This window comes from Caballeronia sp. ATUFL_F1_KS4A, from assembly GCF_023630905.1.
GTDB lineage: Bacteria > Pseudomonadota > Gammaproteobacteria > Burkholderiales > Burkholderiaceae > Caballeronia > Caballeronia zhejiangensis.
The window spans coordinates 61,898-86,945 of record NZ_JALQEB010000001.1 but is presented as its reverse complement, the minus strand read 5'-3'; the positions used below and the strand labels follow the sequence as shown (position 1 = coordinate 86,945).

The window sequence follows — 25,048 nt, the reverse complement described above, 5'->3', positions numbered from 1 at the left end:
ATCAGCCCGATAGACGGCTAAGCACCATCACGAGCGGAGTCGAAGCATTGAGTATCGCACTTCGTGCCCCCGTCCGACTTCTTGCGAAATCAGGCTTCGACCTCTGTATCGTCGCGGGTTCGCATATCAAGTTGACCAACGTTTCGAACGTCAATGTGCGTTTATATATCGTTCATGTTGATTTCGTGGCGACCTGCATAGCGATTTCTCCATGAACTTCTCAACCGCCATTCGAGACCTGACAACATTATGCATTTAGAGAGGAGCGTCCTCAACCAGCCCAAGATATTCCGCTGCAGCGTCGAATGGACCGCTAGATCGAGAACCATACGCGTTGAGATGGGCAAGCGAGAATTTTCGGGTATTTTCACTGGCTTCCTCGGAGTGAGCGATTATCGAACCGAGGACATGCTCGTTCAATTACTAAGCGGCAAAACGCTTTGCGATTTATGGAATGCATCCGGATTCTCCTTAGACGTTGGTCACGCCATTCCGCGATATATGTCAATGCTTTTCGCACATCGAACATCGCGGCTTCCAATTGCAGTTGTCAGCGGTCCTATCACCCTGCTCGGAAAAACACGCATCGAAGGCATAGGGATTTGGAAAGCCCACTCCGGCCCTAGCGGCTAAGGCGACAGGGTTTGTTACCCATTCCGAGGTTATCCCCAAATCGACGCTTATGCGGCAACGATATGAAAGTCGAAATAATAGGTGGAACTCTTCTGCTGACGTCTGTGTCCTCTACCGCGTTCGCTCCGAATGAAGAGCACACACTTCAAACGATGCGCGTCGGAGACGTAGAGATCGGCTAATTACCAAGAAGCGTGTTACAAAGCATGCCAATGAAACGAGCGGCTGACGGGGCCTTCTCGATAAAGCCGCATTCGAGCCCACGCGAGCTGGACGAATTGCACCGGCGCTTCTGCGCCACGTTTAACGCTGAAGATGTAACAGACGAAGCTGAAACGTCGGTCTCATCGCGATCGATATGGTGGTCTGTAAGCGAAAAATTGACTGGAGTGACACAACGGATGCGAAAGTACCTTCGCAGATAAGCGTTAGTGTGCCGCAGAACATTATCGCGTATCCGATTGGGCCGGCACGCGGTAAGACGACACAACACCTCAAGGAACCGCAAACCTCCTCTTCGAAACTCCAAACCGGCGCGGTGCAGGGACCGGCGCGGATCGTTCCTATTTCCGGGCACTCTTCCATCAGTCTCATGAACCTGGCGCGCCATCCCCGGTTTGTATAGCGTTCGCACCGTCGCTGCGCGACAGACCCATCTGTGGTTACCTCTCGATCACATCCGGCCCCTCCGCGATCGCATTCAGCATTTCGATACCCGCCACGCCGGACCTGCGCGCGCCATCCTCGTTGACCGGCGCCGACAGATGCGCGCCGCCGTCTTGCCCATGCAGCGTCTCTAGAGACCGAAGCCCTGACCAGCATCGGCGAGAATCTCGACCAGCCGCACTTCCTGACCCGCTTGGGCCTCTCGCCCCCAGTTCGCATGTGCTGCGCAAGGCCGATCTCGCCGGCTAGTAGGAGCAATAGTCGTTGCCGAACCTTTCCAGCCTATCGATTTCGGTGTAACAGGTGTAGCAGGTGTAACGGCTGCCGCAAAGCAAAGCTGGGCGGCGCTTTCAGCGTTACACCGAATTTGTTATTAGCAAACCCCTGTTACACCGCTAGGTGTAACACGGGAATCTCCGCTCAACCGCGCCGGTGTAACGGTGTAACGTAATCGCGCGATCGGTGTAACGCCCAAAGGCTTGCCGGACAAGGCTTTGGCGGATGCGTTACACCTGCTACACCTGTTACACCGATTTATAAATGATCACTATGAGTACGCTACACTGACCAAACGCGAGAGGTAAATACATAGACGCGGGTGCTTCCTTTTCCGGGAATGCGCTCAACGCGCTGATACTTGCCGTCAGGGGAGGGGCGAATCCAACCCGCATTTACCAACGCCTTGGCCGTGCCTTTCGGATCGAAGCCCTGAGACACTTCGCGCTTGAAGACTTCCGGGAAGACGAGGTACTCCGGCGTACCTTCGACCAATCGTCTATAACCAGCTCGATTAATGGTCGGTCGATCGGAAACATCGTTCAGGTCCGTGAAGCGTGATTCCTCGTGAGCCTCAAAGAACGCTTTCACGTGGGAGAGAATCGCGGCATGTTCGTGGTTACCCACGCCGCCTCGGTTCTCAACCCAAGCCCTAAAGCACGTGACCGCCGCGGAGCATGCTTCGCCACTCTTCCACCCAGTAACTCCTAGATCAGTCGCATACTCGCCGGCCAGTCCGATAAGGGCGAGCCGCTGACACACGCGATGTGCTTGGCCATTTGCGTCAGCCGGGAGATGGTCGGCGAGGAACTTCGTCGTCTCCTGACGCAGGTATCGTTCGACCACGTCCGGCTCCTTCGCGATCGCATTGAGCATTTCGATTGCTGCCACGCCATAGCTACGCGCGGAGCCCTCGTTAATCAGCGCCGACAGTTGCGCGCCGCCAGCATGCCCGTGCAGCGTTTCAAAGAGGCCAAAGCCCCGACCCGCATCGGCCGGAATCTCGACCAAGCGCACTTCCTGACCCGCCTTGGCCTTCTTCCCCCCGGCCTGCATGTGTTGCGCGAGCCCAATCTCACCGGCCGACAGGAACAGCAGCCGCCATGATTGCCGTGCGCGCGCCGATCCGGTTCGCCCCGCGCGTGCCTTGCCGGTGCCGTTTGCCAGCATGTAGGCGATCTCGCCCGCTTCGCGCGGATCAACCTGCGCCAGTTCGTCGAGCACAAGGAGCGTGTCGTTATGCAGTGCGGCAAGACCTTCAAGGCCGTTTGACGTCGCGCGCCACCGCTGCATGTAATCCGGGCCTCCGTAGACACTGCAGGCTGCACGAAGCGCCGTTGTCTTTCCGGTCGACGAGTCCCCAACGATGTTCAAGCCGCCCGACTCCTGCCCCGAGTACGCCAGCATCATCCCGGCGAACGCCGTCGACACCGCAACCAGCATCCGAGAGTTGCCCGAGCAATAAGCTGCGACGTCGCGCTTCCAATCCTCAAGCGTGCCGGCTTGCGAATAAGTGCGCATCACGACTTCGGACTGGAATATCACGCGCTCGGCCGACTCGCCTATCGTCCGGTCCGGAAAGACGAACGCGCCGTTATGCCAGCCCGTGCGCGTGACGCATCGGCAACGCGCCCTTGGTTTAGCGGTCGTCACATATTCGGTCAGCTTGTTGCGCGCGCGAAAACTGGGCGAGATGTCCAGCCCCAGCCGTGCGAGCTCGCCGCGCATGTCCGCACCATCTGAACGCAACATCTCCATGGGCATCGCCCAGACGTGAGGGTGATCGTCAGCGTCCTTCCACTCCAGCAGGCGGCCCCAATTCTCAGACGCGCGATCACGGACTAGCGCACGGACATGAAGTGGCGAGCAGATCCAGTGCGGCATTCCGTCGTCGTCTGTATAGAACACACCTTCCCTGCTCACAGAGAAGCCACGCGGCACGCATCCCTTGTCAGCTTGGTCCGAGCTATCCGGCTTAGTTGCCCTTTCAATCTGCGCGGCGACCGCGGCTGCGCCAAAGCGTGTGTGCATGTCGTTGAAGTCGTTCTCGTCCTCGTTGCGTTTGGCGCCGAATTCGGGTGTGGCAACGGTGCCGGCGACGGATCGCGCCGCCTCTACAGCCTTCTGTTGTCCGTTCCCGAGATCGGCGAGTACGGTGATTTCGGCGTTGGGATAGCCAGCCCGCATCGCCTGAGCAGCCTTCATGAGGTTGCCCGCCGAGAGCGCGGCTACCGTGGCGTGGCCGGTGCACGAATGAGCTGACAGCGCCGTCGCCACACCTTCGGCGATCAGGATGCGATCGTAATCTTGCCGAACTGCGCAAACGAACCAACAGCCGCCGGCCTTCTCGCCACCCGCTAGGGCAGACTTGCGGCCCGACTCGTCGATCATCTCCACGGTGGTCACAGCGCCGTTGATCGTCACCGGCGCGATCAATATCCTGCCTTCGAGCTGCGCGCCGCCGGAGTGCGGGCGATATCCAATCAACATCTGGAGCTTTTCGGCATCCAGCTCACGAAGGGTGTTTACCGCCGCAACGCCCTTGCGCAACAGGTAAGGATGATCGTCGCGCGCGCGCTGGGACTTCTTAACGATGACGAGTGCAAGCGTTGCTGCATGCTTGCGGTCTCTCGCTCGGCGTTGCTCCTCTTTTTTGGCGCGGGCATTGCGCTCATTCCGGCGGCGTTCGACTTCCACCGGGTCAACGACGATTGCCGCCTTCGCGCGGGGGTTGTAGCCGTACCTCTTCGCGATCGCAAACAAGGTGGCAATGGTGATGCCGCCGTCAGGACGGATCGAGCGCCACGTGTCGCGCACGTCCGCCGCGACGTAGTTCGGGCTTCCCTGGCTCCATTGATCGAACGTCTCGAAGCCAGCGTCACCTTCCTCATGCTTCAACGAGGCAGCGACGCGGAACCACACATCGCGCTCGACATCCGGCGGGATGAACGAAAGCGCTTCGAGGATCCGCTGGTGATTGTCAAAGACGGTGCTCATTGCTTACCTCCCGCTCTCACGCCTGCCTGTGCGATCACGCGAGCAAAGGCGAGGTTGTCGCCGATCGCCGCGGTCGCTTGCTGCGCAAGCCTGCCCACGCGCGGCGAAGGATCACCCTTGGCCATCAGCGTTTCGAGGAGATCGACGCGGTGAAAGCCGCGCTGGGCAGCTGCGGCGAAGACAACATCGAGCACGCGGCGGGCAAACTGGCGAATATCGTCATCAGCCTTCTTTGCGTGGAACGCAAGGAAGCCGCACATCAGAACGCATTGAGTAGGGCTCGCGTACTCGCCTTCGGCGATGGGAATGCCTAGTTTGTAGTTTTCGTTCACAGCGCCTCCTGCGATGCGAGCGTTAGGCCTTGAATGACCTGCGGCAGCAACTCGGGGCGCACCATTAGCCCTTTTTGCGTCGGAACGAACTCGCCCGCGGCATTGACGACCAGCAGACGAACATCGACATACTGGCGGCCCTTAAACCAGCGATGCGAGATGCGGATCCGCTGCGTCGCGCTCTTCTGGATATCGAGAATGACCTGTTCTTGATTTTCCATAGTCAGACACCTCCAAATGAGGAGTACTGAGCGCGCTCGTCACGCGAAATCGGCTCAATAACCTTGACGTCGGAGAGCTCGTTCGCAAGCTCGCGCGAGAGGGTCGTCAACAAGCCCACGACACCGGAAACGGGCACTGCACTGTTCTCTTTGTCCTCAGGAAGTGCCGAGAAGAGCGTCTGAAGCACGTCGTGGATCTGCCATGCTCTGGCGGAAAACTCGTAGATGTCATGCATGCTTCGCCTCCTGACCATCGACTGAGCGGATCTGTTCCGTCAAGTTAACGCCGTGCTCCCGATAGGTTGCGCCTTCCTCCTCGTAGGCGGCGGCATTCGACTCACTCATACGGGCGCCGAGAGCGGAGAGCTGGTGTACGAGCGTGGGGTTATCCGCGAGCGCGCCGAGGGCATTGAACAGCGCCGAGATGTCAGCGAATGATCGAGAGGCACAATCGAGCTCAACCGAAGCAGTTCCAATCAGCGAGGCGATCTCTCTGAGGTCGATTTCCTTAGCCACGTGCCACCTCCTCACGAGCAAGTTCAGCGAGGTGAAGAAGCGCGTCGGCGCAGCAGTCGAGCGCCTCGTTCGCGCTGGGCGCGAGCGCTGCGTCGCGCAACGCACGATTGATGATTTGGATTTGCAGCGGGGATTGTGATTGCTCAGGACGAGCGGGGATAGCGGGGCACATGCAAAGCCTCCTTGTACAGGTTCGACGAACCTAGCCCCCAACGCCAATTGGGGTGGCCAGGCACAAGATAGGGTTGGCGTACCGGCGTACAAGGAAACCGGCGAGCGCGAGCGCTCCCCCACCAAGGCCCGGCCATTGAAGGCGAACGCATGGCAGCGGACGAAAAAATACCGCCGGTCGGCGGTTGTCCGCCTTGTACATTTCGAGACGCCAATCCCGAATGGGAGGTGTCTCCTCCCACGCTTCCGAGGATAGACGATCGTTTCTGCGTCCGTCAAGCCAAATGCAATCTCGTACGCGACTGATAGTGTCGAACTCGTGGTCGACGTAACATGCAAACTCGTCCCTCCGAAAGGATTTTGGCTGGCCATACGGCCAGCCATTTTTTTTGCTCCGTACGTCCGGATGACGGCGCAATGGCCAAGCACGACGTCGTTCAACAATCGATAATCAATTTGAATTCGCAATGTTGAACGATGAAGCGGCTTGCTCTCGCCCATCAGAGCAAAACCATTAGCCGGGAAAGCCGCGACTGATTGTCGGATTAGTTGAAGCGCTGTTTGCGGTGCTTCGAGTACTGCGCTTTGAGCACAAGCGCTACACTCCCCCCGCGTGAAGCCGCGCGCATTTTCGTACTTGACCAATAGCGTGTGCGCTCTTGCTCGACTAGCATCCTCATTGGGGTTGTCAGTTTGACCGGCCATTGCGCCGGTCCTTTTTCTTTTCGCCCGAAGTAAAACGCTGACGCGCAAGCTCACCTCGCTCTTACTGTGCTTGAGGATCAACGCGCTGTCCCACATTACATATTCCGTCGAGGCGGCCTCACGCGTTCCGCAACTACGCATTCCGACGGTCAGTCGCCGACTTGATCGAAGCAAGGTTGTCGTCGAATTAGAACTTACGAGCACGTTGTGTCCTCCGCGCGGTACGTCGCAGGAGCAACGAGGAAAGCCTCGATGTCGCCCAGACGCCAACCAACAGATCGAGGCCCAAGTGCGATCGGCGCGGGGAAACTTTTCTGGCTTATTCGAGCGTAGATAGTGGATCGTGAAAGCCCTGTTAGTTCTTCGACCTGCGCCCTTCTCAGGATCGCTTGTGAAGTCTGAAATTTCATCGCCTTACCTCTTCGGAAGCATGTGTTCCGGCCAATCCGGGACACCCAGGCGACAGCTTCGCTTTGCGGCCTTCGAACATGTCCCAATACGAAGTGGCCCGCGTCCGAATTCGGATGATGGTCTATATGCGGTATGGCTCATCGCCGTGATGTGCACGGCTCACCGGGTTGCTGATTCAGGCGAGTTCCCTGCTATTCGTTCAGGCGCTACGCGCGCGACTACGCGGATGCATTCCGGCCGCGAACATTGAATCGACCGTGCTGGCGAGAGAACGCAAGAGGGGTATTCGAATCGGTGAGAAAGAAACTGATGTTTGACGACTCCTTCATAGTGAGTCGCACTGCAGCCGTGCCTTGGTCTCTACGCGGTGGAGGCGCAGTAGACACGACACGGGACGAGAGAGGAGCCGGGCCCAAGTTTTGCAACTCGGAGAGCTTTTCCAGTGAGGGAGGCGACTTATGAGAATGTCTTGCCAATTCGCAATAGCAACAATCATCAGCGCAGCTGGCATCTCTGCTCATGCGCAAGTAGCGGGAACCCAGCCACTTAGCGTCACTGTCCAACAATCCCAGGCATTGCTGCAGGGTTGGAGCGCGAAGAAAGGCATTCTCGGAAAGGCTGTCTACAACGACAAGAACGAGAAGATCGGCTCGATCAAGGACCTCATTGTCACGCCTGATGCCGCAGTGTCTGCGGTCGTGATCGCCGCTGGCGGTTTTCTCGGAGTAGCTACACATGACGTCGCGGTGCCGGTTGCGTCTCTCGAGAATCGCGAGGGCAACTTCTATCTTGCAGGCGCAACTAAGCAGGCGCTGGAGGACACGCCCGAGTTTGAATACAACAAGGTGAAGGCTCCGCCGAAGCCGCATAAGCTCAAGGCGGACTAAGTCGAGCAAAGCTCTGATGCCGTAATTCAGGCGACGCGGCGAAGCTGCTGCTGCGTCGAAAAGCCTTGGCCGTGGGCCACTGGCGTGTCACTTCCGGAGGAACGCGATGCAGTCCGACCCGTTTGACCCTACTGCGGTACCGGCAACACTGCCCGATGCGCCAGCGCCTGGCCCCACCCCGGGCGACGTCCCCGACGTTGGGGAACCGGAGCCAGAACCGGACCGAAACTGAGTTCTCTGCGCCGTGCATGGGGCTCTGGCGTCAGCGCCCGGCGATGCTGACCAAACAGTCTTTCCTCGCAGGCACGACGGGCCTCGTCAAGCGACGCTTGACGTCGGCCTGCGTGCGTTGTCGCGAACTGCGCAACTGCACGTCTTTCACGAACCTAACCAAAGGTGGCGCTAGGTGACGCGAAGTGACTATCCGGCACTTCCGCGTAACGGCCATAACGCCGTGTTCGTTATTGAAGGCGTTGAAGCATCGACACCTTTTCGAGAAACGCGTAGTTTGACGGCGGTCGATCGGGCAGTAGCTCAAAGACGCTCGTTCGATCGTCCGTCGTCGATGAGCGATTTCCTGAGCCGACGCGCCTCGTCGAGATACTTCTTGATGGTTGCGTCGTCCAAGGGAACGCCTGCACGCTCAAGGTCGATGCGCATCTCCTTCGCGTGTAGATTTCGAGGCGCATCTGGATCCATCCTATAACCGCCCATCGCAAGTCCTACTATCAACTTCAACATCGCGTGACGCTCCTTCGTCGCCGCGCTCCTATTCACATTTGCGTCGTCGAATCGCGGTGCAGCTCGTGATTCCCCGCGCGTCTGACGCTTCGCGAGCTCACGAACCAACTGTGCCGGCAAACTGAAGCCGGCACGTCGAACCGCATCGCAGATATAGAGAGGATCCTCTTTTATCTGCCACTTGCAGATTCCGTAGCGCTGCCCCCAATTCGTTCGCTTAATTACAGCGGCGATTTGCTTGGCGTGCTCGTACTCGGGCTGCTTTGTTTTTGAGCGGATGGAAAACGCTGCATGTTGACGAGGATCCTTCCCGTCGAGCAAGAGCGCCGCTTCCTTGACGGTCCACCTGTCGAGCGCTACCCAATAGCGGTAGTCGATACGCTCCATCAGGCTTCGAAAGTATTCAGCTCAGGGCTGAAAGTTCTTTGACTTCGGGAATGCCATCCCCGCCGCTCTTTAGATTATCGAGATAGTCGGCCCAAGCTTGCATCATTCGGATTCTTTCGTCGATAAATTTGGTTCGGTTATAAGCCGTACCTAGGCTGTCTGCAACTCGATGCGCAAGTTGATGTTCAATGACTTCCGAAGGAAAGCGCAATTGCTCGTGGAGAATCGTCCTAGCCATCGCGCGGAAGCCATGTCCTGTTATTTCGGTCTTGGTATCAAAGCCCATGCGACGAAGCGCTGCATTTATCGCGGCTCCGCTCATCGGCTTTTTCACATCTCGCCCTGGAAAGACGTATCGCCGAAGCCCGGTGAGAGCGTGGAGCTCACGCAAGATTCCCACCGCCTGAGTTGAAAGCGGTACGAGGTGGTCCGTCTTGGTTTTCGACACCTCGTACCGCCAGGTTGAACGCTCGAGATCGAAGTCTTTCCACTCGGCATTGCGTAGTTCTCCCGGGCGCACAAAAACAAGAGGTGCAAGCCGAAGCGCGCATTGGACGACGAATGTGCCTCTGAAGCCATCAAGCGCACGAAGCAACCCGGCTACTTGCTCAGGCTCAGTGATGGACGCAAAGTGAGTGTGTCGTGCCGGCGTCAAAGCGCCGCGTAGGTCCGTGCTGCAGTCTCGTTGAGCTCGCCCAGTTGCAACGCCATAGCGGAGTACTTGACCCACGTTTTGTTGTACGCGGTGGGCGGTATCCACTGCACCGCGCTTCTCGACCCGTCGAAGCACCGCGAGGACTTCAGGTGCCGTAATGTCTGAGATTGGCCTGCCCCCTAACCACGGGAAGACGTCGTTTTCCAATCTCGCAATCACCTTGTCGGCATGTGACTTCGCCCAAGTCGGGGCTTGCCGTGCAAACCACTCTCGTGCGACGCATTCGAAGCTATTCTCAGCACGCTCGACTGCTGCCGCTTTCTGAATGCGGCGTTCGAGCCCCGGATCGATTCCATCTGCCAGCAGCCGTCGGGCGTCGTCGCGACGCCTCCGAGCGTCCTTGATCGTGATCAGCGGATATGCCCCCAGCGCAAGCCGCTTCTCCTTGCCGCCGAAACGATACTTCAGGCGCCAGTGCTTACCGCCAGATGGGCTGACTTCCAAATACATACCTGCACCGTCGGTTAGTCGGTACGCCTTCTGCCGCGGACGTGCGGCCCGAATCTCCAAGTCTGTGAGAGGCATCCTATTCGTCATACAAAACTAAAAACGAAATGTCGCCAAATAACCCTCACACTGTCAAGGTTTTACCGGCGAAATCTGTAACGAGATGCTTCAGAGTAAGCACAGCGTGCGTAACGACGGCCTTTGCCCTTACTAGGCGGGATGCTTTGTGGCTAAACGTCTGGCGCTCAGCCTGCGTGCCTTGAACGAAGCAACCTTCGCCTGCGTCGACGGATGCAGGCTGCAAATTGATTGTTTGAATCGGTACGGAGCGGGACCACTAAGCCGTCTTTATGAGCTCTCAAACCGGGTGGGGGCATCGTCTTTCAGCGATGAAAAGATGCCCCCAGAAAGTGCCTCGAATGCGGCCGGATGACATCGGATTTAACCGGATGACACTGGAAACAAAAAACCCCGCGAGCCTTGCTGGCTGCGGGGTTTCGGGACTTCTTCGGACTTGCTAGGAATGTTGGTTGGTGGAGAGGAGGAGGATCGAACTCCCGACCTTCGCATTGCGAACGCGACGCTCTCCCAGCTGAGCTACCCCCCCAACGAATCAAAATTGTACCACAGCAAAATCGCCGTCAGGCAAGCCTTCAGACGACTTCAATCAACGCTCACTTCTGCGGCGCCCCCGCCAGAATCCAAGACACGACCGTCTTGATATCCGCGTCGTTCATCTTCGGGTGCGAAGGCATCGGAATCGAGCCCCACACCCCCGCGCCGCCGTTCTTCACCTTCTTTTCAAGCATCGTGCTCGCCTGCGGATCGCCCTTGTACTTCTCGGCGACCTGTTGAAACGACGGCCCCACAAGCTTGCGATCGATCGCATGACAACCCATGCACGCGTTGCTGCGCGCGATCGCCATCGCATTCGCGGATGAACCCGTCTGCTCCGCAGCAGACACACCAAAAGACGCGGCAACGATCACCGCGCCGACAATCGAACGCATCATGTTCATTTCACCGTCGAAGCCGGATTGGCATTCCCCGGACGCACATCCGAGTTCTTCACGGGCGCGGGCGATTGCGTATCGAGCGGACGCGACGTCACGCCCGAATCAGGCACCGTGCCAACCGTCGCCTCAGCCGGCGTGCTTGCCGCCGGCGCCACGCTCGTCCCCGACGCGGCCGCCGCTTCCAGCGCTTGCGCCTCTTCAGGCTTGATGTACTGGAACACCTTCACGACCTGCTCGACGCCCGGCACGCGCGCGGCGACATCCGCGCCATGCGCGCCTTCGTCCGGCGTGACGAGCCCCATCAGATAAACGACACTGCGCTCGCACACCACCTTGTAGTCGTTCGCGTGCAAGTCCTTCTCGCCGACCATCGCAGTCTTCACGCGTCCTTCAAGGTAGGAATCGTTCGCGCGCGATGAGTACGAACTCGCGCCCTGCACCGACAGCTCGTTGACGATGCTGCCGACGTTATTGATGTCGCGCACCACCGCCTCGGCCTTCGCCTTCGATGCGTCGTCCGGCACTTCGCCCGTCAGCAACACGCGCCGGTTGAACACGGTCACGTTGACATGCGACGTATCGGGCACGTTCTCGTTGATCCGCGAAAGCGCCTTCACCTGAATCTCGCGATCTTCGGTCTGCGCGCCGAGCGTGCGGCGATCCGTGGCGATCAACGTGCCGCCGGCCGCCGCGCCGACGACCGCGAGCGCGCAGCCCTGCAACGTCAATGCAACTCCCGACAACATGCCCACCATCAGCGTGGCCTGGGCCAGCGTCGCCTTGACGCGTGTCTTGTTCATCAACTCCGTTCCCCCTTTCAGTTTCAGTCGTCGCCGAGCAGCATCGCATCGATGCCGTCGCACAGACAATGAATGGTCAGCAGATGGACTTCCTGGATGCGCGCCGTTCGTTCGGCCGGCACGCAGATATGAATATCGGTTTCGGCGAGCACGTCGGACATCGCGCCGCCGCCCTTGCCCGACAACGCGATCACGATCATCTCGCGCTCGTGCGCTTCCTGAATCGCAGCGAGCACGTTCACCGAGTTGCCCGACGTGCTGATCGCAAGCAACACGTCGCCCGACTGGCCGAGCGCGCGGACCTGGTTCGAGAAGATCTGCTCGAACGCATAGTCGTTGCCGATGGCCGTGAGTATCGACGTGTCCGTGGTCAGCGCAATCGCCGGCAAGCCCGGACGCTCGCGTTCGAAGCGGCCGATGAGTTGCGCGGCGAAGCGCTGCGCATCGGCAGCCGAGCCGCCATTGCCGCACACGAGAATCTTGTTGCCGTTCGCGAGCGCGCCAAAAAGCGTATCGACGGCGGCCGCGATCGGAACCGCCAGCGCGTCGAGTGCTTCGAGTTGAAGTGCCGCGCTGTCGCGGAATTGCTGTTGAATGCGTTCGACTGACATCGACTCTCGATCATCGGCCGCGACATGCGCGGTGTGTGGCTTGAACGCTCAAGGCGTCGGTTGTTGCGCAGTTTACCGCATGCATCATGCGATGAACCGCAGTCACGCCTCGTCGGCGCGAAACGCATCGGGCAGCCAATGGATGCGGCCCGCATCGAACGCGACGACGTCGAAACGGCACGCAGGCAACGCGCCGCGCCATGTCGTCAGGAAATGCTGCGCGGCATGTACGAGGCGCGCGCGCTTCTTCGCATCGACGCTTGCGACGGCATTCGCGTAACGCCTGCTTCTTCTCGCGCGGACTTCGACGAACACGAGCGCGCCGCGTTCATCGAGCATCACGAGATCGATCTCGCCGCCGCGACACGTCACGTTGCGCGCGACAAGACGCATGCGCTGCCGCTGCAGGAACGCGAGCGCGTGCGACTCGAAAGCGTCGCCGAGCGTTTTGGACACGGCTCCTCCGTAAAAGTTGTCGGCGGGCCACCGAATCGCGCATGGCAAAATGACGACCTTTCCTTCGACGCCCGCGCTCATGCTTCAGATCTCCGAACTCGCCGCTGGGCAGCACTATCCGACAGGCGCGCTGTATATCGTCGCAACGCCGATCGGCAACGCGGCGGACATCACCGTGCGCGCGCTCCACGTGCTCGGACTCGCGGATCGCATCGCCGCCGAAGACACGCGCAACACCGCGCAACTGCTCGCGCGCTATGGCATTTCGAAGCCGTCGATCGCCGTGCACGAGCACAACGAGCGCAGCGCCGCCGAACGCGTGATCGAGCATCTCAGGAACGGCGAGCGCATCGCGTGCGTATCCGACGCGGGCACGCCCGGTATCTCCGATCCCGGCGCGCGTCTCGTCGATGCCGTGCGCGAGGCCGGCCTGCCGGTCATCCCGCTGCCGGGCGCGAGCGCGCTCACGACCGCGTTGAGCGCGGCGGGCGCGTTCGTCGGCGGCTTCTCGTTCATCGGCTTCCTGCCGACGAAGGCGAAGCAACGTGCGTCGGAGCTGAAGAAACTCGCAAGTCTTCCGATGGCGCTGGTGTTCTACGAGGCGCCGCATCGCATCGTCGAAACCGTGCGCGCGCTCGGCGACGCGTTCGGCGGCGAACGGCAACTGCTGATCGCCCGTGAGCTGACGAAGTTACATGAGAGCCTGCATCGCTGCACCCTGGCCGAAGGGCCAACGTGGCTCGAAGCCGATGCGAATCGTCAACGCGGGGAATTCGTCCTGGTCGTCGAAGGCGCGCCCGAAGCGCACGACGCCGACGACGCCCACGACGCGCTGCTGTCGACGCTGCTGGAAGAGTTGTCGGTGAAAAGCGCGGCGCGCATCGCGGCGACGTTGACGGGCGCGTCGCGCAATGCGCTGTATGAACGCGCGCTGAAGCTCGCCAAACGCGACGAGAAATAAAAACGGGCCGTTGCGATAACGGCCCGTCGGGTTCTGCGAAGCTGTCGGCGAGATCAGTTCACGCTGTCGTCGGCCAGCGCCTGAGCCTGCTCTTCGCGCGCCGCACGCGCTTCCTGCTGCGTGAGACCTTCGATCTTCACCTTCTGCGTGCCGGCGCCGCGCATGCCGAGCACCGCCGCCGCTGCATACGACAGATCGATCACGCGTCCGTGCACATAAGGGCCGCGATCGTTGATCTTCACGACGACGGTCTTGTGATTCGCTTCGTTCGTCACGCGCACCCACGACGCGAGCGGCAGCGTGCGATGCGCTGCGGTCATCGCGTTCATGTTGAACTTCTCGCCGCTCGCGGTCTTGCGACCGTGGAACATGCGTCCGTACCACGACGCCTTGCCCTTCTGCTCGAAGTTGCTGGCGTCGGGACCGGTCGTGATCGGCTCGGCGTCGGAAAGCGACTGCGCCGGTTGCGCCGGCTTCTCGGCGGGCAGCGCGGAAAGGTGCGAATCGAAGGCGAGCGGCGCCGTCGAGCGGGCACTGCTCGTGCTGAAGGAGTTTGTGTTCTGAGGATTGGATGCGACATCGCCCGAACCCGGCGCGGCGCAACCCGCCAGCACGCCAACTGCTAGCAGGCTCCCGACATGTCGAATAAATCGAGCATTCATAGACGTGTTTTCAACGATAAAGGAGCGGCCGCGCTGCGCTGGTCGGCGCGCGCAAGGCTGCTCGAGGCTTTGCCGTGCAAAGCAGAACGCCGCTCGCTGAAGCGAACGGTGGACTGTGCTCGGATGCGGCGCACTCGTGCCGCAAACGCCCGGTTATTGTTCACGTCTGGCGCAACCTGTCCCCGGCAGCCTGACCAGACCCCACAAGCCGCCATCGAACGTGGCATCACGTTCGTGCGCTGGTGAAGCCAAGTGAGCGCAGGAACGGCGGCGTAGGCCCCATCCGGCGTGACGGCGGCAAAGGCCATCTGACAGACGCGCGGCGTCTGGCCGGACAAGACGTGTGCACCTACTGGAGGTGCGTGAGTTGCAATTGCGAGGCTTTTGGCCCCCAACAGCGTACTGACAGCGATTGTAAAAACGCACTAGCGTTTTGGCATTCGCCCAATGACGGCATGGTTTGATCCATGCACAAGTAGTGCCATTATACAAAAAAACCGTGGTCCGGCTCATCCGACCCATCGAATTGTCATTGATTTTCGCTATGAGCGTAAGAATTGCCGCTTTTTTTGGGCAACGCCGCAGCGGCGCGCGCTGCCGTCGGACCCGTGGTCGCACCGGTACAATGAACGTTTTTACAGGCCCGCGCGCATCGACGTCAGTCATATGAAAGTCATTCTCGTTCCCGTAACGCCCTTTCAGCAGAACTGTTCGATCGTGATCTGCGAAGCGACCCAGCGCGCCGCCATCGTCGATCCGGGTGGCGACATCGAACGGATCATCGCGGAAGTCGAACGCCAAGGCGTGACCGTCGACAAGATTCTTCTCACGCACGGCCATCTCGATCATTGCGGCGGCGCCAAGGCGCTCGCGGACCATTACGGTATACAAATAGAGGGACCGCATCGCGAAGATGCGTTCTGGATCGATCAGTTGCCCGCGCAGACTCAGCGCTTCGGTTTTTCGAACGCCGAAGCCTTTACGCCGGAACGCTGGCTCGACGACGGCGACGCCGTGCAGTTCGGCAACGAGTCGATGGAAGTCTATTTCTGCCCAGGCCACACGCCGGGTCACGTCGTATTTTTCAGTCGGGAGCACAATCTGGCGTTCGTCGGCGACGTCCTGTTCGCCGGTTCGATCGGCCGGACCGATTTCCCGCGCGGCAATCAGGCGGAACTCATCCGCTCGATCCGCGAAAAGCTCTGGCCGCTCGGCGACGATGTCACCTTCGTTCCCGGACACGGCCCGGCATCGACGTTCGGCGAGGAACGGCGCAGCAATCCTTTCGTGCGCGACGGCGCGGCAACGGGTGCGACAGCGTGAACGCAATTCCCGAAATCTACGTCAGCACCGATGTCGAGGCCGATGGCCCGATTCCCGGACCGCATTCGATGCTGAGCTTCGCGTCCGCGGCCTACACCGCGGACAAGCAGCTCATCGGCACCTTCTCCGCGAATCTCGAAACGCTCGAAGGCGCGACGCCGCATCCGGTTCAGGCGGCATGGTGGAAGACGCAGCCCGACGCGTGGGCCGCATGCCGCAAGGACCTGCAGAAGCCGGAAATCGCCTTGCCGGCCTATGTCGAATGGGTGGAAGCGCTGCCCGGCAAGCCCGTGTTCGTCGCGTATCCGGCGGGCTTCGACTTCACGCATATGTTCTGGTACATGATGCGCTTTGCCGAGCGCTGCCCGTTTTCGTGGTCGGCGCTCGACATCAAGACGCTCGCCTTTGCGATGACCGGCCTGCCGTATCGCAAGGCCATCAAGCCGCGTCTGCCGAAACACTGGTTCGACGAGCTGCCGCATACGCACGTCGCGCTGGACGATGCTATCGAGCAAGGCGCACTCTTTTGCAACATGCTGGCCGACCTGCGGATCTCGCAGGAGAAGCTGGCCAGGCTTGCGAAGGAATCCGGCGACGACACTGAAGGTAAAACCGCGCCCTGAGGCGGGGGAGTTAGGGAAACTCCCTCAGTGCGGGCGCGTTTGCATTGCGTTTCTTTTTCGACGCCTCTACTATGAGAGTCAAATCGCGACCGAACGGAGGCGCAGTTGACTCTCGATACATTCTCACAAAAAATCTTGCGTCTCCTGCAGCTGGACGCACGCCGCTCCGTTCAGGAAATCTCCGACCAGGTCGGCTTGTCGAGCACGCCGTGCTGGCGTCGCATCAAGGACATGGAGCAATCGGGCGTCATTCAGCGCTATACCGCGCTGCTCGATCGCGAAAAGCTCGGTCTGCATGTCTGCGCACTCGCGCATATTCATTTGACACGGCATACGGAAGGCGGCGTCGAGCAATTCGAACGCGAAATCGCCACTTGCCCGGAAGTCACCGAGTGCTATAGCACGACCGGCGAATCCGATTACATCCTCAAGATCGTCGCGCCCGATATCAAGGCTTACGACGCGTTTCTCCACGATCGCATCTTCAAGATTCCTGCCGTCGCTCAGGTGCGAACGAGCGTTGTGCTCCGAGAGATCAAGTTCGACACGCAATTGCCGCTCTGACGGATTGCGTTTAGCGCCGCGTTTCTAATGCGCGCTTGGACCGTTGGTTCCAGCGCGCGGAATCGGTGCGTCCGTTGGAAGAGCCTTGTAATGCAATGGGCGAACGCGCATCCAATTCCCTTTCAGCCAGTCGATAAAAATCAAACTACCCAGCACGCCCGGCCTGATACGGGCGAAATATCCTGATGGTTGGCGATCCCGGTTCGCTCGCGAGCCAGCATTGCGGCGCGAACCGTGAACAGCAATCCGCCGAGGAAATTAATGCCGAAATTCGACGGCAGAACACGATGATCCGCGTTGCCGCAAGTCTGCTATCTGGCGCAATATTCCTTCAGGAGACGTCCCGGTTTTTCGGCCTGCGCGCTGTTGACGCAAGCGCGGTGTAATGTGTCTTCGGTCTTCGAACTTCGGCAAATGACGAAACACCGTTCATCTGATCGCACAAATGAAAAAGCCGCGTCACGTAACGCGGCTCTTCGAATGCATCGATTGATGCTTTGCAATTACTTGCCGATCAGAAAATTATCCCGATCCTGCCCGGCGATCCACTTCGGCGGCTTGCCGCGACCCGACCACGTGCTGCCACTTTCGGGATCGCGATATTTCGGCGCCACGCCCGAGCGGCTGCGCGCGGCCTTCGCGCCTTTTGCGCCACGGCCGCCAGCCAGTTCCTGAAGCGTGATGCCATAATCCGACATTTTCTGCTTGATCTCATTAAGCACTTCCGCGTATTCGCGCGACTTCGCTTCTTCAATCTGACGTTCGAGAGACTCGCGTTGTGCGAGGAGTTCCTTGTATGAAGGCATGGCAATTCCCTAAGTGGTTTGCTGACTTGCGAATCGGCGCGCTCGCTTTCAGTTATCAGTATAGCCTCGGACTGGCACGCAGATTAACACAGTTCCCAATAACGCGGCATGTGCGAATCGCCACTTATTAAAAGTTTAGCAATTTTCTTCGTAACAATTGCCGAAAGCTCAGAAGGTTCGCTTGTTCGCTCTTCGGACTTAAAAAGCTCTGCCAGTCGAGACGACGACTCGACGATGGCATCGGATGAAAACAAAGACAAACGAGTCAGTCGCAAAGTTTCATGAGATGGCAACTTGCCACGAAAAAGCCGCTCTGCAGCGCGTTCCATGCGGTTGAAATCGGGTCGCAACGTCTCGGATTTATCTCGTTCAAATATTACGTTGACGCTCAAAACAATCGATAACCGCGGCCTTCAAATCCTCGTTCGTCAGTTTCGGGTAATCGAATGTAAAACGATTGCGGATGTCGGCGAGCAGCAAATCGCAGCCGTACCGGTCTATCCCCAATAATCGGAGATTCTCCGGACGGCCGCTGTAAGCATCGAAATATTTGCATAACGACGATTCGTCGTCCGCCGAAAGCGGCGGCAGCGAATCCAGTTCTTCTCCGCCGAGCCATCCCATCGCGCCGAATCCGCCTATATAACGCATGCGCTCGAGCGACATCACCCAGAAGGAAAAATCGCCGAGTTCCAGATAGCGTGCCGCATCCGGGTGATAGCGCAAATAGCGCCGCGCGAGCTCTTCGCGATCTTCGGGCGCGGCGGGCGCGAAACTGCCGAGCATCGTCAGGCGCTGGCCTTCCAGCACGCCGCCATCCGCCGCGTGGGAAACCAGAAACCCCGCGCGCGCATCGGCCTGAAGATTGCGCGTGTGCTCGGCGAGATGGCTGATGAGCACCATCGGCACATGGCGCTCGGTCGGCGCGAACGGCAGCGCCGTCGGATAGGGAAAGCCGCGCGGCTCGCGGGTAAGCGTGGCGAGCGTGCCTTCGGAGACGCGATGCAGCAGATGCAGCGGCGCTTGCGACGGGATGTTCATCCGGGCCTCGTGCGTGGGTGAATGGTCGGACGATGGTAATGCAGCAGGTCCGAGCGTGTCGCCTGGCCGTTCGATAGAATCGAAAGCCTTCGCGTTCGATGGCAACATGTCCGGTTGTCATCGCATCCCGCGCAACTTCAAAGAACGATTTCATTCGTGTCCGATTCGACCACTGCCTCCGCCGCCTGCGAATCCAATCCGACGCTCGCGCTACATCGCACTCTTCCGCATGCCACACGCGTACGCGCGCGCTACGCGACGATGGCCGTCTTCTTCATCGCGGGCATGATGTACGCCTCCTGGGGCGTGCACGTTCCCACCGTGCGCGACAAGTTCGCACTCAGTCCCGGCATGCTCTCGTTCGCGTTGCTGGCGGTCGCGGGCGGCTCGATCTTCGCGATGCTCACCGCCGGATCGTGGATCGCGCGCGCCGGCACGCGCACCGCGTGCATGGCGGGCGGCATCACGATGATGATCTGCGGCTCGCTGATCCTCGTGACGCCTTCTTACTGGATGCTGCTCGTCGTGCTCGCGATTTTCGGCTTCGGCATGGCGACGCTCGATGTCGCGATGAACGCCGAGGCCAGCGCGGTCGAGCAGGCTCTGGCGCAGCCGATCATGTCGTCGCTGCATGGCATGTTCAGCATCGGCGGGATGGCGGGCGCGGCCGCGGGCGGCGCACTGCTCGCGCACGGACTCGCGCCGGCGGCGCATCTCGCGCTCGCTTCCGGTGTGAGCCTGCTCGTACTGCTCGTATCGATGCCCGCCGTGCTGCCGCACGTTCCGCATCACGACGAGCACGCGAAGGCGTCGTCATCGAATCGCTGGCGCTCGGGCGCGCTGTGGGCGCTCGGCGGCCTCGCGCTCGTCGCGCTGATCGCGGAAGGCGCGATGTACGACTGGGCCACTGTATATATGCGCGATGTCGTCGAAGCCACGCCGTCGGTGTCGAGCGCCGCTTACGCCGCGTTCTCGGGCGGCATGGCGGCAGGCCGCTTCGGCGGCGACGCGGTGCGCGCGCGTTTCGGCGCGCCGCAACTGATCTTCGGCAGCGCGGGGCTTGCGTTCATCGGCATGGTGATGGCGCTCTTGCTGCCGAACACCATCGTCACGATGACCGGCTTCACGCTGATGGGCTTGGGCCTCGCGAACATGATGCCGGTGCTGTTCGCAGCAGCGGCGCGCGTCGAGGGCGTGACGCCCGCGGAAGGGCTCGCGCAGGTCGCGGGCCTCGCGTATTTCGGGCTGCTGCTCGGGCCGGTGTTGATCGGCGGCGTTGCACAGGTCAGCAATCTGCCGATCGGGCTGTGCGTCGTCGCGGCGTGCTGCTTCGTCATCACGCTCATCGGACCGCGCATTCTCAGGCGCTGGAAGATATGAAAAAGCGCGCGGTCCTTTCGGAACCGCGCGCTTCTCTTGACTTCGAGAAGTCCGAAGGAAATTACATCTTCACGACGTCGAGCAGCGTCTTCTTGCCGCCCTTGTAGTTGTACAGCGAGATCACGCCGTGCTTCAGATCGCCCTTCGAATCGAAGGTCGTCTCGCCGATCACGCCCTTGTAGTCCGTGTTCGGCATCGCGGCGACGATCTTCGCCGGATCGGTCGAGTTGGCGCGCTTCATCGCGTCGACGATGATGTACACCGCGTCATACGTGAACGGCGCGTAGATCTGGATCGGCTGGCCGAAGCGCTTCTGGAACTTCTCCGCGAACTGCTTGCCGCCGTCCATCTTCTCGAGCGCCATGCCCGCTTCCGAGCACACGACGTTGTCGGTCGCATCGCCTGCGAGATCCGACAGCTTCTCCGTACAGACGCCGTCGCCCGCGAGAACCTTGGCGCGCAGGCCGAGCTGCTTGGCTTGCTTGGCGAACGGGCCGCCGGTTGCGTCCATGCCGCCGTACATCACGGCGTCGGGGTTCTCACCCTTGATCTTCGTCAGAATCGCGCGGAAGTCGACGGCCTTGTCGTTGGTCGCGTCGTGCGAGATCACCTTCAGGCCGAGCGACTTGGCGGTCTTTTCGAACTCGTTCGCGAGACCCTGGCCGTATGCCGTCGAGTCGTCCACCACGGCGACGCTCTTCACCTTCAGGTTCTTCGCGGCGTAGTTGGCGAGCGCCGGACCTTGCTGCGCATCGGTCGCGACGACGCGGTACGTCGTCTTGAAGCCTTGCTGCGTGTAGGTCGGGTTCGTCGCCGACGGGGAAATCTGCACGATGCCCGCGTCGCTATAAATCTTCGACGCCGGGATCGACGTGCCGGAGTTCAGGTGACCGACGACGCCCACGACCTTGTCGTCGACCAGCTTCTGCGCGACTTGCGTCGCCGTGCGCGGGTCGGCCGCGTCGTCTTGCGCGTCGAGTTCGAGCGTGACCTTCTGGCCGTTGATCGTCAGGCCCTTGGCGTTGATCTCTTCGACTGCGAGCCGCGCGCCGTTTTCGTTATCCTTGCCCAGGTGAGCAATGCCGCCGGTCAGCGGAGCGACGTGACCGATCTTGACGACCTGGTCGGCTGCTGCGGACGTTGCCAACGTCGCGAAGAGCACGGCTGCGGCGCTGATCGGCAACAGTTTGTGAAGCTTGGTGTTCATGTAAGTCTCCAGTTTCGGTCCCAAAAACAACGTAATCGCCCTGTGCCCCGTCTTTCATCACGATCGCTCAGTCCCGTGGACGACCACGCCGGATGCATCGTCATGCACTTGGCAAGTCCTTCCGGCAGGCCGTTCGTGGCAGCCGCCATCCGCACTGCGCGCAAGTGTAGGGTTGTCAAATTAATTTAGGGAAGTTTTTTAAGATAGTGGTGTCACTACCAATTAACGGCCAGTTGTGATGCGCCGCCGTTTGTGGTGGCGTTCGCGTGAAGAAGCCCTGTGCATGCGGGTTTGCGCGACATCGGCGCGCAAAGGTTTGGCCGTCATTCGAGTCCGGCAGACGCGCGCCGATAATCCCTGCCCATCGGCACCATTAGCCTGTTTTTTAATGACTGTTTTTAGCTGGCATTTAGATCGGCGCCTCTAAAAACCGGCTGCGCCTCAAAGCGCGTGCCAGAGGGCGCGCGGACGTTCAGGGCGACTGAAAGGGAAAGCTGGCAAACTCACACGCCTGCATTCCCACACACAAGGAGTTTGACGTGACCGTTTCCACGACTTCACGCTGGATCGACATTCCGGCCGATGGCGGCAGCTTCCAAGGCTATCTCGCGCTGCCGAAGACGGGCACCGGACCCGCCGTGATCATCCTGCAGGAGATCTTCGGCGTGAACGGCCACATTCGCAGCGTCGCGGATCAATACGCCGCCGATGGCTACGTCGCCCTCGCACCCGATGTTTTCTGGCGCACGCAGCCGCGCGTCGAGCTGGGTTACGAAGGCGCGGATCGCGAAAAGGCGATGGAACTGCTGCAAAAGACCAAGCTCGATGCCGCTGTCGCGGACGTCGGCGCGGCTGCGAAAGCGCTGCGCGCGCTGCCCGAAGTGACGGGCAAGATCGCGGCGATCGGCTATTGCTTCGGCGGCCGGCTCGCGTATCTCGCGGCGGCCGAGGGTTCGGTGGATACGGCGGTGGCCTATTACGGCGGCGGCATTCAGAACGCGCTCGACAAGGCCGATCAGGTCAAGGTGCCGATGCAGTTCCATTACGGCGAACTCGACGCGCACATTCCCGCCGATGCCGTCGATGCCGTCCGTCAGAAGTTCGCGGGCCGCGAGGATTCGGAACTGTATGTCTACGCGCAAGCCGACCACGGCTTCAACTGCGGCGATCGCGCGTCGTATAACGGGAAGGCGTCGGCGCTCGCGCACGGACGCACGCTGACCTTCCTCGGCGCTCATCTGTAATAGAAGCACCTTTCGCAAGCGCGCCCTGAACGGCGCGCTTGCTATATCAGCGCGGGCAATCCTTCGACGAGCAGAAAGGCGGCGAGCACACCGAGCAATGCGCCGAACACGCGCAGTACGTTGTTTCTCAGATGCGTCGCGCAGGGAATGGCCCCGAGGAACAGCGCGCCAGCGAGCGCCATCGGGATGATCAGAATGAAGTCGCCGATCGTGAAATACGTCGTCATGGTGCGTCTCCCATCGTCCTGCTTCTGGCTTTATCGTCGCGTGTGAAAAGCTGCATCGACGATTCGAGTATAGGCCGCGCCAACGAAGGCGTTAGCCCAACTTCGTGCGACGGCAAACCACGAAAACGTACGAAAGCCTTGCGCGACAAGGACTTGCAGGCACCTATTTTTAAGCGGACGCGGAAAAACCCTTAGCTTCGGCTTATTTCAATCGGCTTTCGATTGTTCAGACGACAGCGTGCTCGCGCCGGTTCAGATGCACCGCGCCCGCAATCCCGACGAGCAGCAGCGCGCCGATCAGCCCGGCGACGCCCTTCCATCCGAATGCGGTCCAGAAGTGCCCTCCGTACGATCCGATCAGACTCGACCCTATGTAATACGCGAGCAGATAGAGCGCGGCCGCCTGGCCTTTCGCTTGCATCGCGAGCCGTCCGACCCAGCCGCTCGCGACCGAGTGCCCTGCGAAGAAGCCGAACGTCAGGCACGCGATACCCGCAATGATCACCGGCAGCGCGTTCGACAAGGTCAACGCGATGCCGAGCATCATCAGCACCAGGCTTGCGATCAGCACGCGGCCGCGCCCGAAGACATCGGCCATCTTGCCGGACCACGGCGACGCGACCACGCCCGTCAAATACACGGTGAAGATCGCGCCGATCTGCGTCTGATTCAGGTCGAACGGCGCGCCCAGCAACCGATATCCGACGTAGTTGTAAAGCGTGACGAAACTGCCCATCAGCACGAAGCCGATGAGAAACAGAAACGGCAAACCGCGATGCCGCAGATGCCCGCCGAGCGAGCGCCGATGATGCGCGAACCCGACGCCGCGCCGCGGCTTGAAGCGTCGCGACGGCGGCAGCAGCGAACGGAACGCGAGCGTGGCGAGCAGACCCAGCAGCCCGATTCCGCCGATCGCAACGCGCCAGCCGAAAAGATCCGCGAGGATGCCGCTGATCACGCGCCCGGCCATGCCGCCGATGGCCGTCCCGCCGACGTAGAGTCCCATCGCGAGACCGAGGCCTTCGGGATGCACTTCCTCCGCGAGATACGCCATCGCGACCGCGGGCACGCCGCCGAGCGCGAAGCCTTCGAGCGCGCGCACGACGAGCAGCGCGTGCCAGTCCGGCAGCACGGCGGCGATCACCGTCAGCACCGACGACGCGAGCAGCGAAAGCGTCATCAGCCGATGACGGCTCCAGCTTTCCGAGACGAATCCCGCGATGAAGATGGCGATCGCCAACGCCGCCGTGCTCACCGACACCGCGAGCGCGCTGACCGCCGGACTGACGCCGAACGCCTTCGTGAACTCGGGAAGCAACGGCTGCACGCAGTAGAGCAGCGAGAAAGTCGCATAACCGGCGAACAGCAACGCGAGCGAAGCACGCCAATAGGCGCGCGAGCCGCGTTCGAGATACGGAGCGGCATCGGCGGCCCGGTTTGCGTTAGCATCCACGAATGAAGTCTCTGCTGAAAAAACTCTCGACGATACGCCGATCCTCAGGGTTTTGCCTGATAAGCAAGCCGCGATCCGGCCACGTAGCCCATTAATTGCTGCTATTCGTCTGCGATCGGCAACATAACGAAGCGAATGGCGTCGCGCCGACGCGCCGCCATGCGCTAAAGTTAGAGCACAATCGTTCATGAAAGCCGCGCGTGTCGCGCTTCCCGCAACAGCGACGCGGCGATTGTCTGGTGCACGAGCCGTGAAAAGCCTGTGCTTGGTGAAAACATATGACCGGCGCTTCAATCCCAGCCGGCGTTGAAACGGGGATTCATCATGCAAATCGGTTCGATTGTCCGCTCCGTGCATATTGCCGTGCCTCAGGGCGCGCGCGGCATCGTGATGCGCATTCTCGGCGACATGGCCATGGTCGCCTGGTACGCGGGCGAGCCTGGCGTAACCAAACTGCTCAATACCGAGCCGTTCTTTCTCGAAGACCTGATCGATACGGGCGATGTCGTGCGCCCGTCGAACACGGTCGTGCACTGAGAAGCGACGCGCCGCATTGCGGCACAATGCCG

The 25,048-nt window shown here is 60.5% G+C and carries 27 protein-coding genes and 1 tRNA gene; 9 read left to right on the top strand and 19 right to left on the bottom strand.

Annotated elements, in window-relative coordinates; translation table 11 throughout:
• Nucleotides 1–1,857: 1,857 nt before the first annotated feature.
• The 6 genes from NCS03_RS00430 to NCS03_RS00405 all read right to left on the bottom strand — a co-directional run bounded on the left by NCS03_RS00430 (nucleotide 1,858) and on the right by NCS03_RS00405 (nucleotide 6,927).
• Nucleotides 1,858–4,572, bottom strand: coding sequence for a DUF927 domain-containing protein (locus NCS03_RS00430; RefSeq protein WP_250528621.1), 2,715 nt, complete (start codon nucleotides 4,570–4,572; stop codon nucleotides 1,858–1,860).
• Nucleotides 4,569–4,904 (bottom strand): hypothetical protein, encoded by a 336-nt coding sequence (locus NCS03_RS00425; RefSeq protein ID WP_250528620.1) that lies wholly within the window; start codon nucleotides 4,902–4,904, stop codon nucleotides 4,569–4,571. The genes NCS03_RS00430 and NCS03_RS00425 overlap by 4 nt, the downstream gene beginning before the upstream one ends.
• Nucleotides 4,901–5,125 carry a transcriptional coactivator p15/PC4 family protein gene (locus tag NCS03_RS00420; protein ID WP_250528619.1) on the bottom strand — a complete coding sequence of 75 codons (225 nt, stop codon included), beginning with the start codon at nucleotides 5,123–5,125 and terminating at the stop codon, nucleotides 4,901–4,903. Before NCS03_RS00420 ends, NCS03_RS00425 begins: the two co-directional genes overlap by 4 nt.
• A gap of 2 nt (nucleotides 5,126–5,127) precedes the next feature.
• The gene (locus tag NCS03_RS00415; RefSeq protein WP_250528618.1) at nucleotides 5,128–5,361 is read right to left on the bottom strand and encodes a hypothetical protein; all 234 of its coding nucleotides are present in this window, start codon (nucleotides 5,359–5,361) and stop codon (nucleotides 5,128–5,130) included.
• Complete coding sequence (locus NCS03_RS00410; protein ID WP_250528617.1) at nucleotides 5,354–5,641, bottom strand: hypothetical protein; 288 nt, start codon at nucleotides 5,639–5,641, stop codon at nucleotides 5,354–5,356. Before NCS03_RS00410 ends, NCS03_RS00415 begins: the two co-directional genes overlap by 8 nt.
• 1,070 nt (nucleotides 5,642–6,711) lie before the next feature.
• On the bottom strand, nucleotides 6,712–6,927 hold the full coding sequence (locus NCS03_RS00405; RefSeq protein WP_250528616.1) for a helix-turn-helix transcriptional regulator: 216 nt from the start codon (nucleotides 6,925–6,927) through the stop codon (nucleotides 6,712–6,714).
• A 465-nt stretch (nucleotides 6,928–7,392) separates the two neighbouring features.
• On the opposite strand from NCS03_RS00405, the gene NCS03_RS00400 reads away from it, so the two are divergent.
• Nucleotides 7,393–7,815, top strand: coding sequence for a PRC-barrel domain-containing protein (locus tag NCS03_RS00400; protein ID WP_250528738.1), 423 nt, complete (start codon nucleotides 7,393–7,395; stop codon nucleotides 7,813–7,815).
• A gap of 534 nt (nucleotides 7,816–8,349) precedes the next feature.
• On the opposite strand, the gene NCS03_RS00395 is transcribed toward NCS03_RS00400, so the two are convergent.
• The 7 genes from NCS03_RS00395 to NCS03_RS00365 form a co-directional block, all read right to left on the bottom strand.
• Nucleotides 8,350–8,943: a hypothetical protein gene (locus NCS03_RS00395; RefSeq protein ID WP_250528615.1), complete on the bottom strand. Its 594-nt coding sequence runs from the start codon at nucleotides 8,941–8,943 to the stop codon at nucleotides 8,350–8,352.
• A gap of 16 nt (nucleotides 8,944–8,959) precedes the next feature.
• Nucleotides 8,960–10,183, bottom strand: a complete 1,224-nt coding sequence (locus NCS03_RS00390) for a tyrosine-type recombinase/integrase (RefSeq protein ID WP_250528614.1) — start codon at nucleotides 10,181–10,183, stop codon at nucleotides 8,960–8,962.
• A 453-nt stretch (nucleotides 10,184–10,636) separates the two neighbouring features.
• A tRNA-Ala gene (locus tag NCS03_RS00385) sits at nucleotides 10,637–10,712 on the bottom strand.
• A 67-nt stretch (nucleotides 10,713–10,779) separates the two neighbouring features.
• A complete protein-coding gene (locus tag NCS03_RS00380) occupies nucleotides 10,780–11,124 on the bottom strand; it encodes a c-type cytochrome (RefSeq protein WP_008352285.1) in 345 nt (114 codons plus the stop codon).
• A complete protein-coding gene (locus NCS03_RS00375; protein ID WP_250528613.1) occupies nucleotides 11,121–11,921 on the bottom strand; it encodes a BON domain-containing protein in 801 nt (266 codons plus the stop codon). Before NCS03_RS00375 ends, NCS03_RS00380 begins: the two co-directional genes overlap by 4 nt.
• Nucleotides 11,922–11,944: 23 nt before the next feature.
• A complete protein-coding gene (locus tag NCS03_RS00370) occupies nucleotides 11,945–12,532 on the bottom strand; it encodes a phosphoheptose isomerase (protein ID WP_175979691.1) in 588 nt (195 codons plus the stop codon).
• Nucleotides 12,533–12,634: 102 nt separating this feature from the next.
• Entirely contained in the window at nucleotides 12,635–13,069 is a 435-nt protein-coding gene (locus NCS03_RS00365) for a YraN family protein (RefSeq protein WP_250438621.1), read from the bottom strand.
• Between NCS03_RS00365 and rsmI the strand changes: the two genes are divergently transcribed.
• On the top strand, nucleotides 13,068–13,949 hold the full coding sequence (gene rsmI / locus NCS03_RS00360; RefSeq protein WP_175979689.1) for a 16S rRNA (cytidine(1402)-2'-O)-methyltransferase: 882 nt from the start codon (nucleotides 13,068–13,070) through the stop codon (nucleotides 13,947–13,949). The genes NCS03_RS00365 and rsmI overlap by 2 nt on opposite strands.
• A 53-nt stretch (nucleotides 13,950–14,002) precedes the next feature.
• Here rsmI and NCS03_RS00355 read toward each other — a convergent pair whose 3' ends face one another.
• Nucleotides 14,003–14,611, bottom strand: a complete 609-nt coding sequence (locus NCS03_RS00355) for a septal ring lytic transglycosylase RlpA family protein (protein WP_033536464.1) — start codon at nucleotides 14,609–14,611, stop codon at nucleotides 14,003–14,005.
• Between the two features lie 666 nt (nucleotides 14,612–15,277).
• On the opposite strand from NCS03_RS00355, the gene NCS03_RS00350 reads away from it, so the two are divergent.
• The 4 genes from NCS03_RS00350 to NCS03_RS00335 all read left to right on the top strand — a co-directional run bounded on the left by NCS03_RS00350 (nucleotide 15,278) and on the right by NCS03_RS00335 (nucleotide 17,507).
• The gene (locus tag NCS03_RS00350) at nucleotides 15,278–15,934 is read left to right on the top strand and encodes an MBL fold metallo-hydrolase (protein ID WP_008352295.1); all 657 of its coding nucleotides are present in this window, start codon (nucleotides 15,278–15,280) and stop codon (nucleotides 15,932–15,934) included.
• Nucleotides 15,931–16,557: a 3'-5' exonuclease family protein gene (locus NCS03_RS00345; protein ID WP_175979687.1), complete on the top strand. Its 627-nt coding sequence runs from the start codon at nucleotides 15,931–15,933 to the stop codon at nucleotides 16,555–16,557. The genes NCS03_RS00350 and NCS03_RS00345 overlap by 4 nt, the downstream gene beginning before the upstream one ends.
• A gap of 105 nt (nucleotides 16,558–16,662) precedes the next feature.
• On the top strand, nucleotides 16,663–17,121 hold the full coding sequence (locus NCS03_RS00340) for an Lrp/AsnC family transcriptional regulator (RefSeq protein WP_008352298.1): 459 nt from the start codon (nucleotides 16,663–16,665) through the stop codon (nucleotides 17,119–17,121).
• 185 nt (nucleotides 17,122–17,306) lie between these two features.
• Nucleotides 17,307–17,507 (top strand): hypothetical protein, encoded by a 201-nt coding sequence (locus NCS03_RS00335; protein ID WP_250497135.1) that lies wholly within the window; start codon nucleotides 17,307–17,309, stop codon nucleotides 17,505–17,507.
• 117 nt (nucleotides 17,508–17,624) lie between these two features.
• Here the strand turns inward: NCS03_RS00335 and NCS03_RS00330 are convergent, their stop codons facing one another.
• Nucleotides 17,625–17,927 (bottom strand): H-NS histone family protein, encoded by a 303-nt coding sequence (locus tag NCS03_RS00330; RefSeq protein WP_008352299.1) that lies wholly within the window; start codon nucleotides 17,925–17,927, stop codon nucleotides 17,625–17,627.
• Between the two features lie 369 nt (nucleotides 17,928–18,296).
• Nucleotides 18,297–18,968 carry a HugZ family pyridoxamine 5'-phosphate oxidase gene (locus NCS03_RS00325; RefSeq protein WP_250478947.1) on the bottom strand — a complete coding sequence of 224 codons (672 nt, stop codon included), beginning with the start codon at nucleotides 18,966–18,968 and terminating at the stop codon, nucleotides 18,297–18,299.
• A 156-nt stretch (nucleotides 18,969–19,124) separates the two neighbouring features.
• Here NCS03_RS00325 and NCS03_RS00320 point away from each other — a divergent pair, with 156 nt between their 5' ends.
• Complete coding sequence (locus NCS03_RS00320) at nucleotides 19,125–20,348, top strand: MFS transporter (protein ID WP_250435383.1); 1,224 nt, start codon at nucleotides 19,125–19,127, stop codon at nucleotides 20,346–20,348.
• A gap of 61 nt (nucleotides 20,349–20,409) precedes the next feature.
• On the opposite strand, the gene NCS03_RS00315 is transcribed toward NCS03_RS00320, so the two are convergent.
• Entirely contained in the window at nucleotides 20,410–21,555 is a 1,146-nt protein-coding gene (locus NCS03_RS00315; protein ID WP_008352302.1) for a branched-chain amino acid ABC transporter substrate-binding protein, read from the bottom strand.
• Nucleotides 21,556–22,094: 539 nt separating this feature from the next.
• Here NCS03_RS00315 and NCS03_RS00310 point away from each other — a divergent pair.
• Nucleotides 22,095–22,799: a dienelactone hydrolase family protein gene (locus NCS03_RS00310; protein ID WP_008352303.1), complete on the top strand. Its 705-nt coding sequence runs from the start codon at nucleotides 22,095–22,097 to the stop codon at nucleotides 22,797–22,799.
• 41 nt (nucleotides 22,800–22,840) lie between these two features.
• Here NCS03_RS00310 and NCS03_RS00305 read toward each other — a convergent pair whose 3' ends face one another.
• Together NCS03_RS00305 and NCS03_RS00300 are read right to left on the bottom strand one after the other, a co-directional pair.
• Nucleotides 22,841–23,026, bottom strand: coding sequence for a hypothetical protein (locus tag NCS03_RS00305; protein WP_008352305.1), 186 nt, complete (start codon nucleotides 23,024–23,026; stop codon nucleotides 22,841–22,843).
• Between the two features lie 226 nt (nucleotides 23,027–23,252).
• Nucleotides 23,253–24,479: an MFS transporter gene (locus NCS03_RS00300; RefSeq protein WP_250519823.1), complete on the bottom strand. Its 1,227-nt coding sequence runs from the start codon at nucleotides 24,477–24,479 to the stop codon at nucleotides 23,253–23,255.
• Between the two features lie 324 nt (nucleotides 24,480–24,803).
• Here NCS03_RS00300 and NCS03_RS00295 point away from each other — a divergent pair, with 324 nt between their 5' ends.
• The gene (locus NCS03_RS00295) at nucleotides 24,804–25,016 is read left to right on the top strand and encodes a hypothetical protein (RefSeq protein ID WP_008352308.1); all 213 of its coding nucleotides are present in this window, start codon (nucleotides 24,804–24,806) and stop codon (nucleotides 25,014–25,016) included.
• The last annotated feature ends 32 nt before the right edge of the window (nucleotides 25,017–25,048 follow it).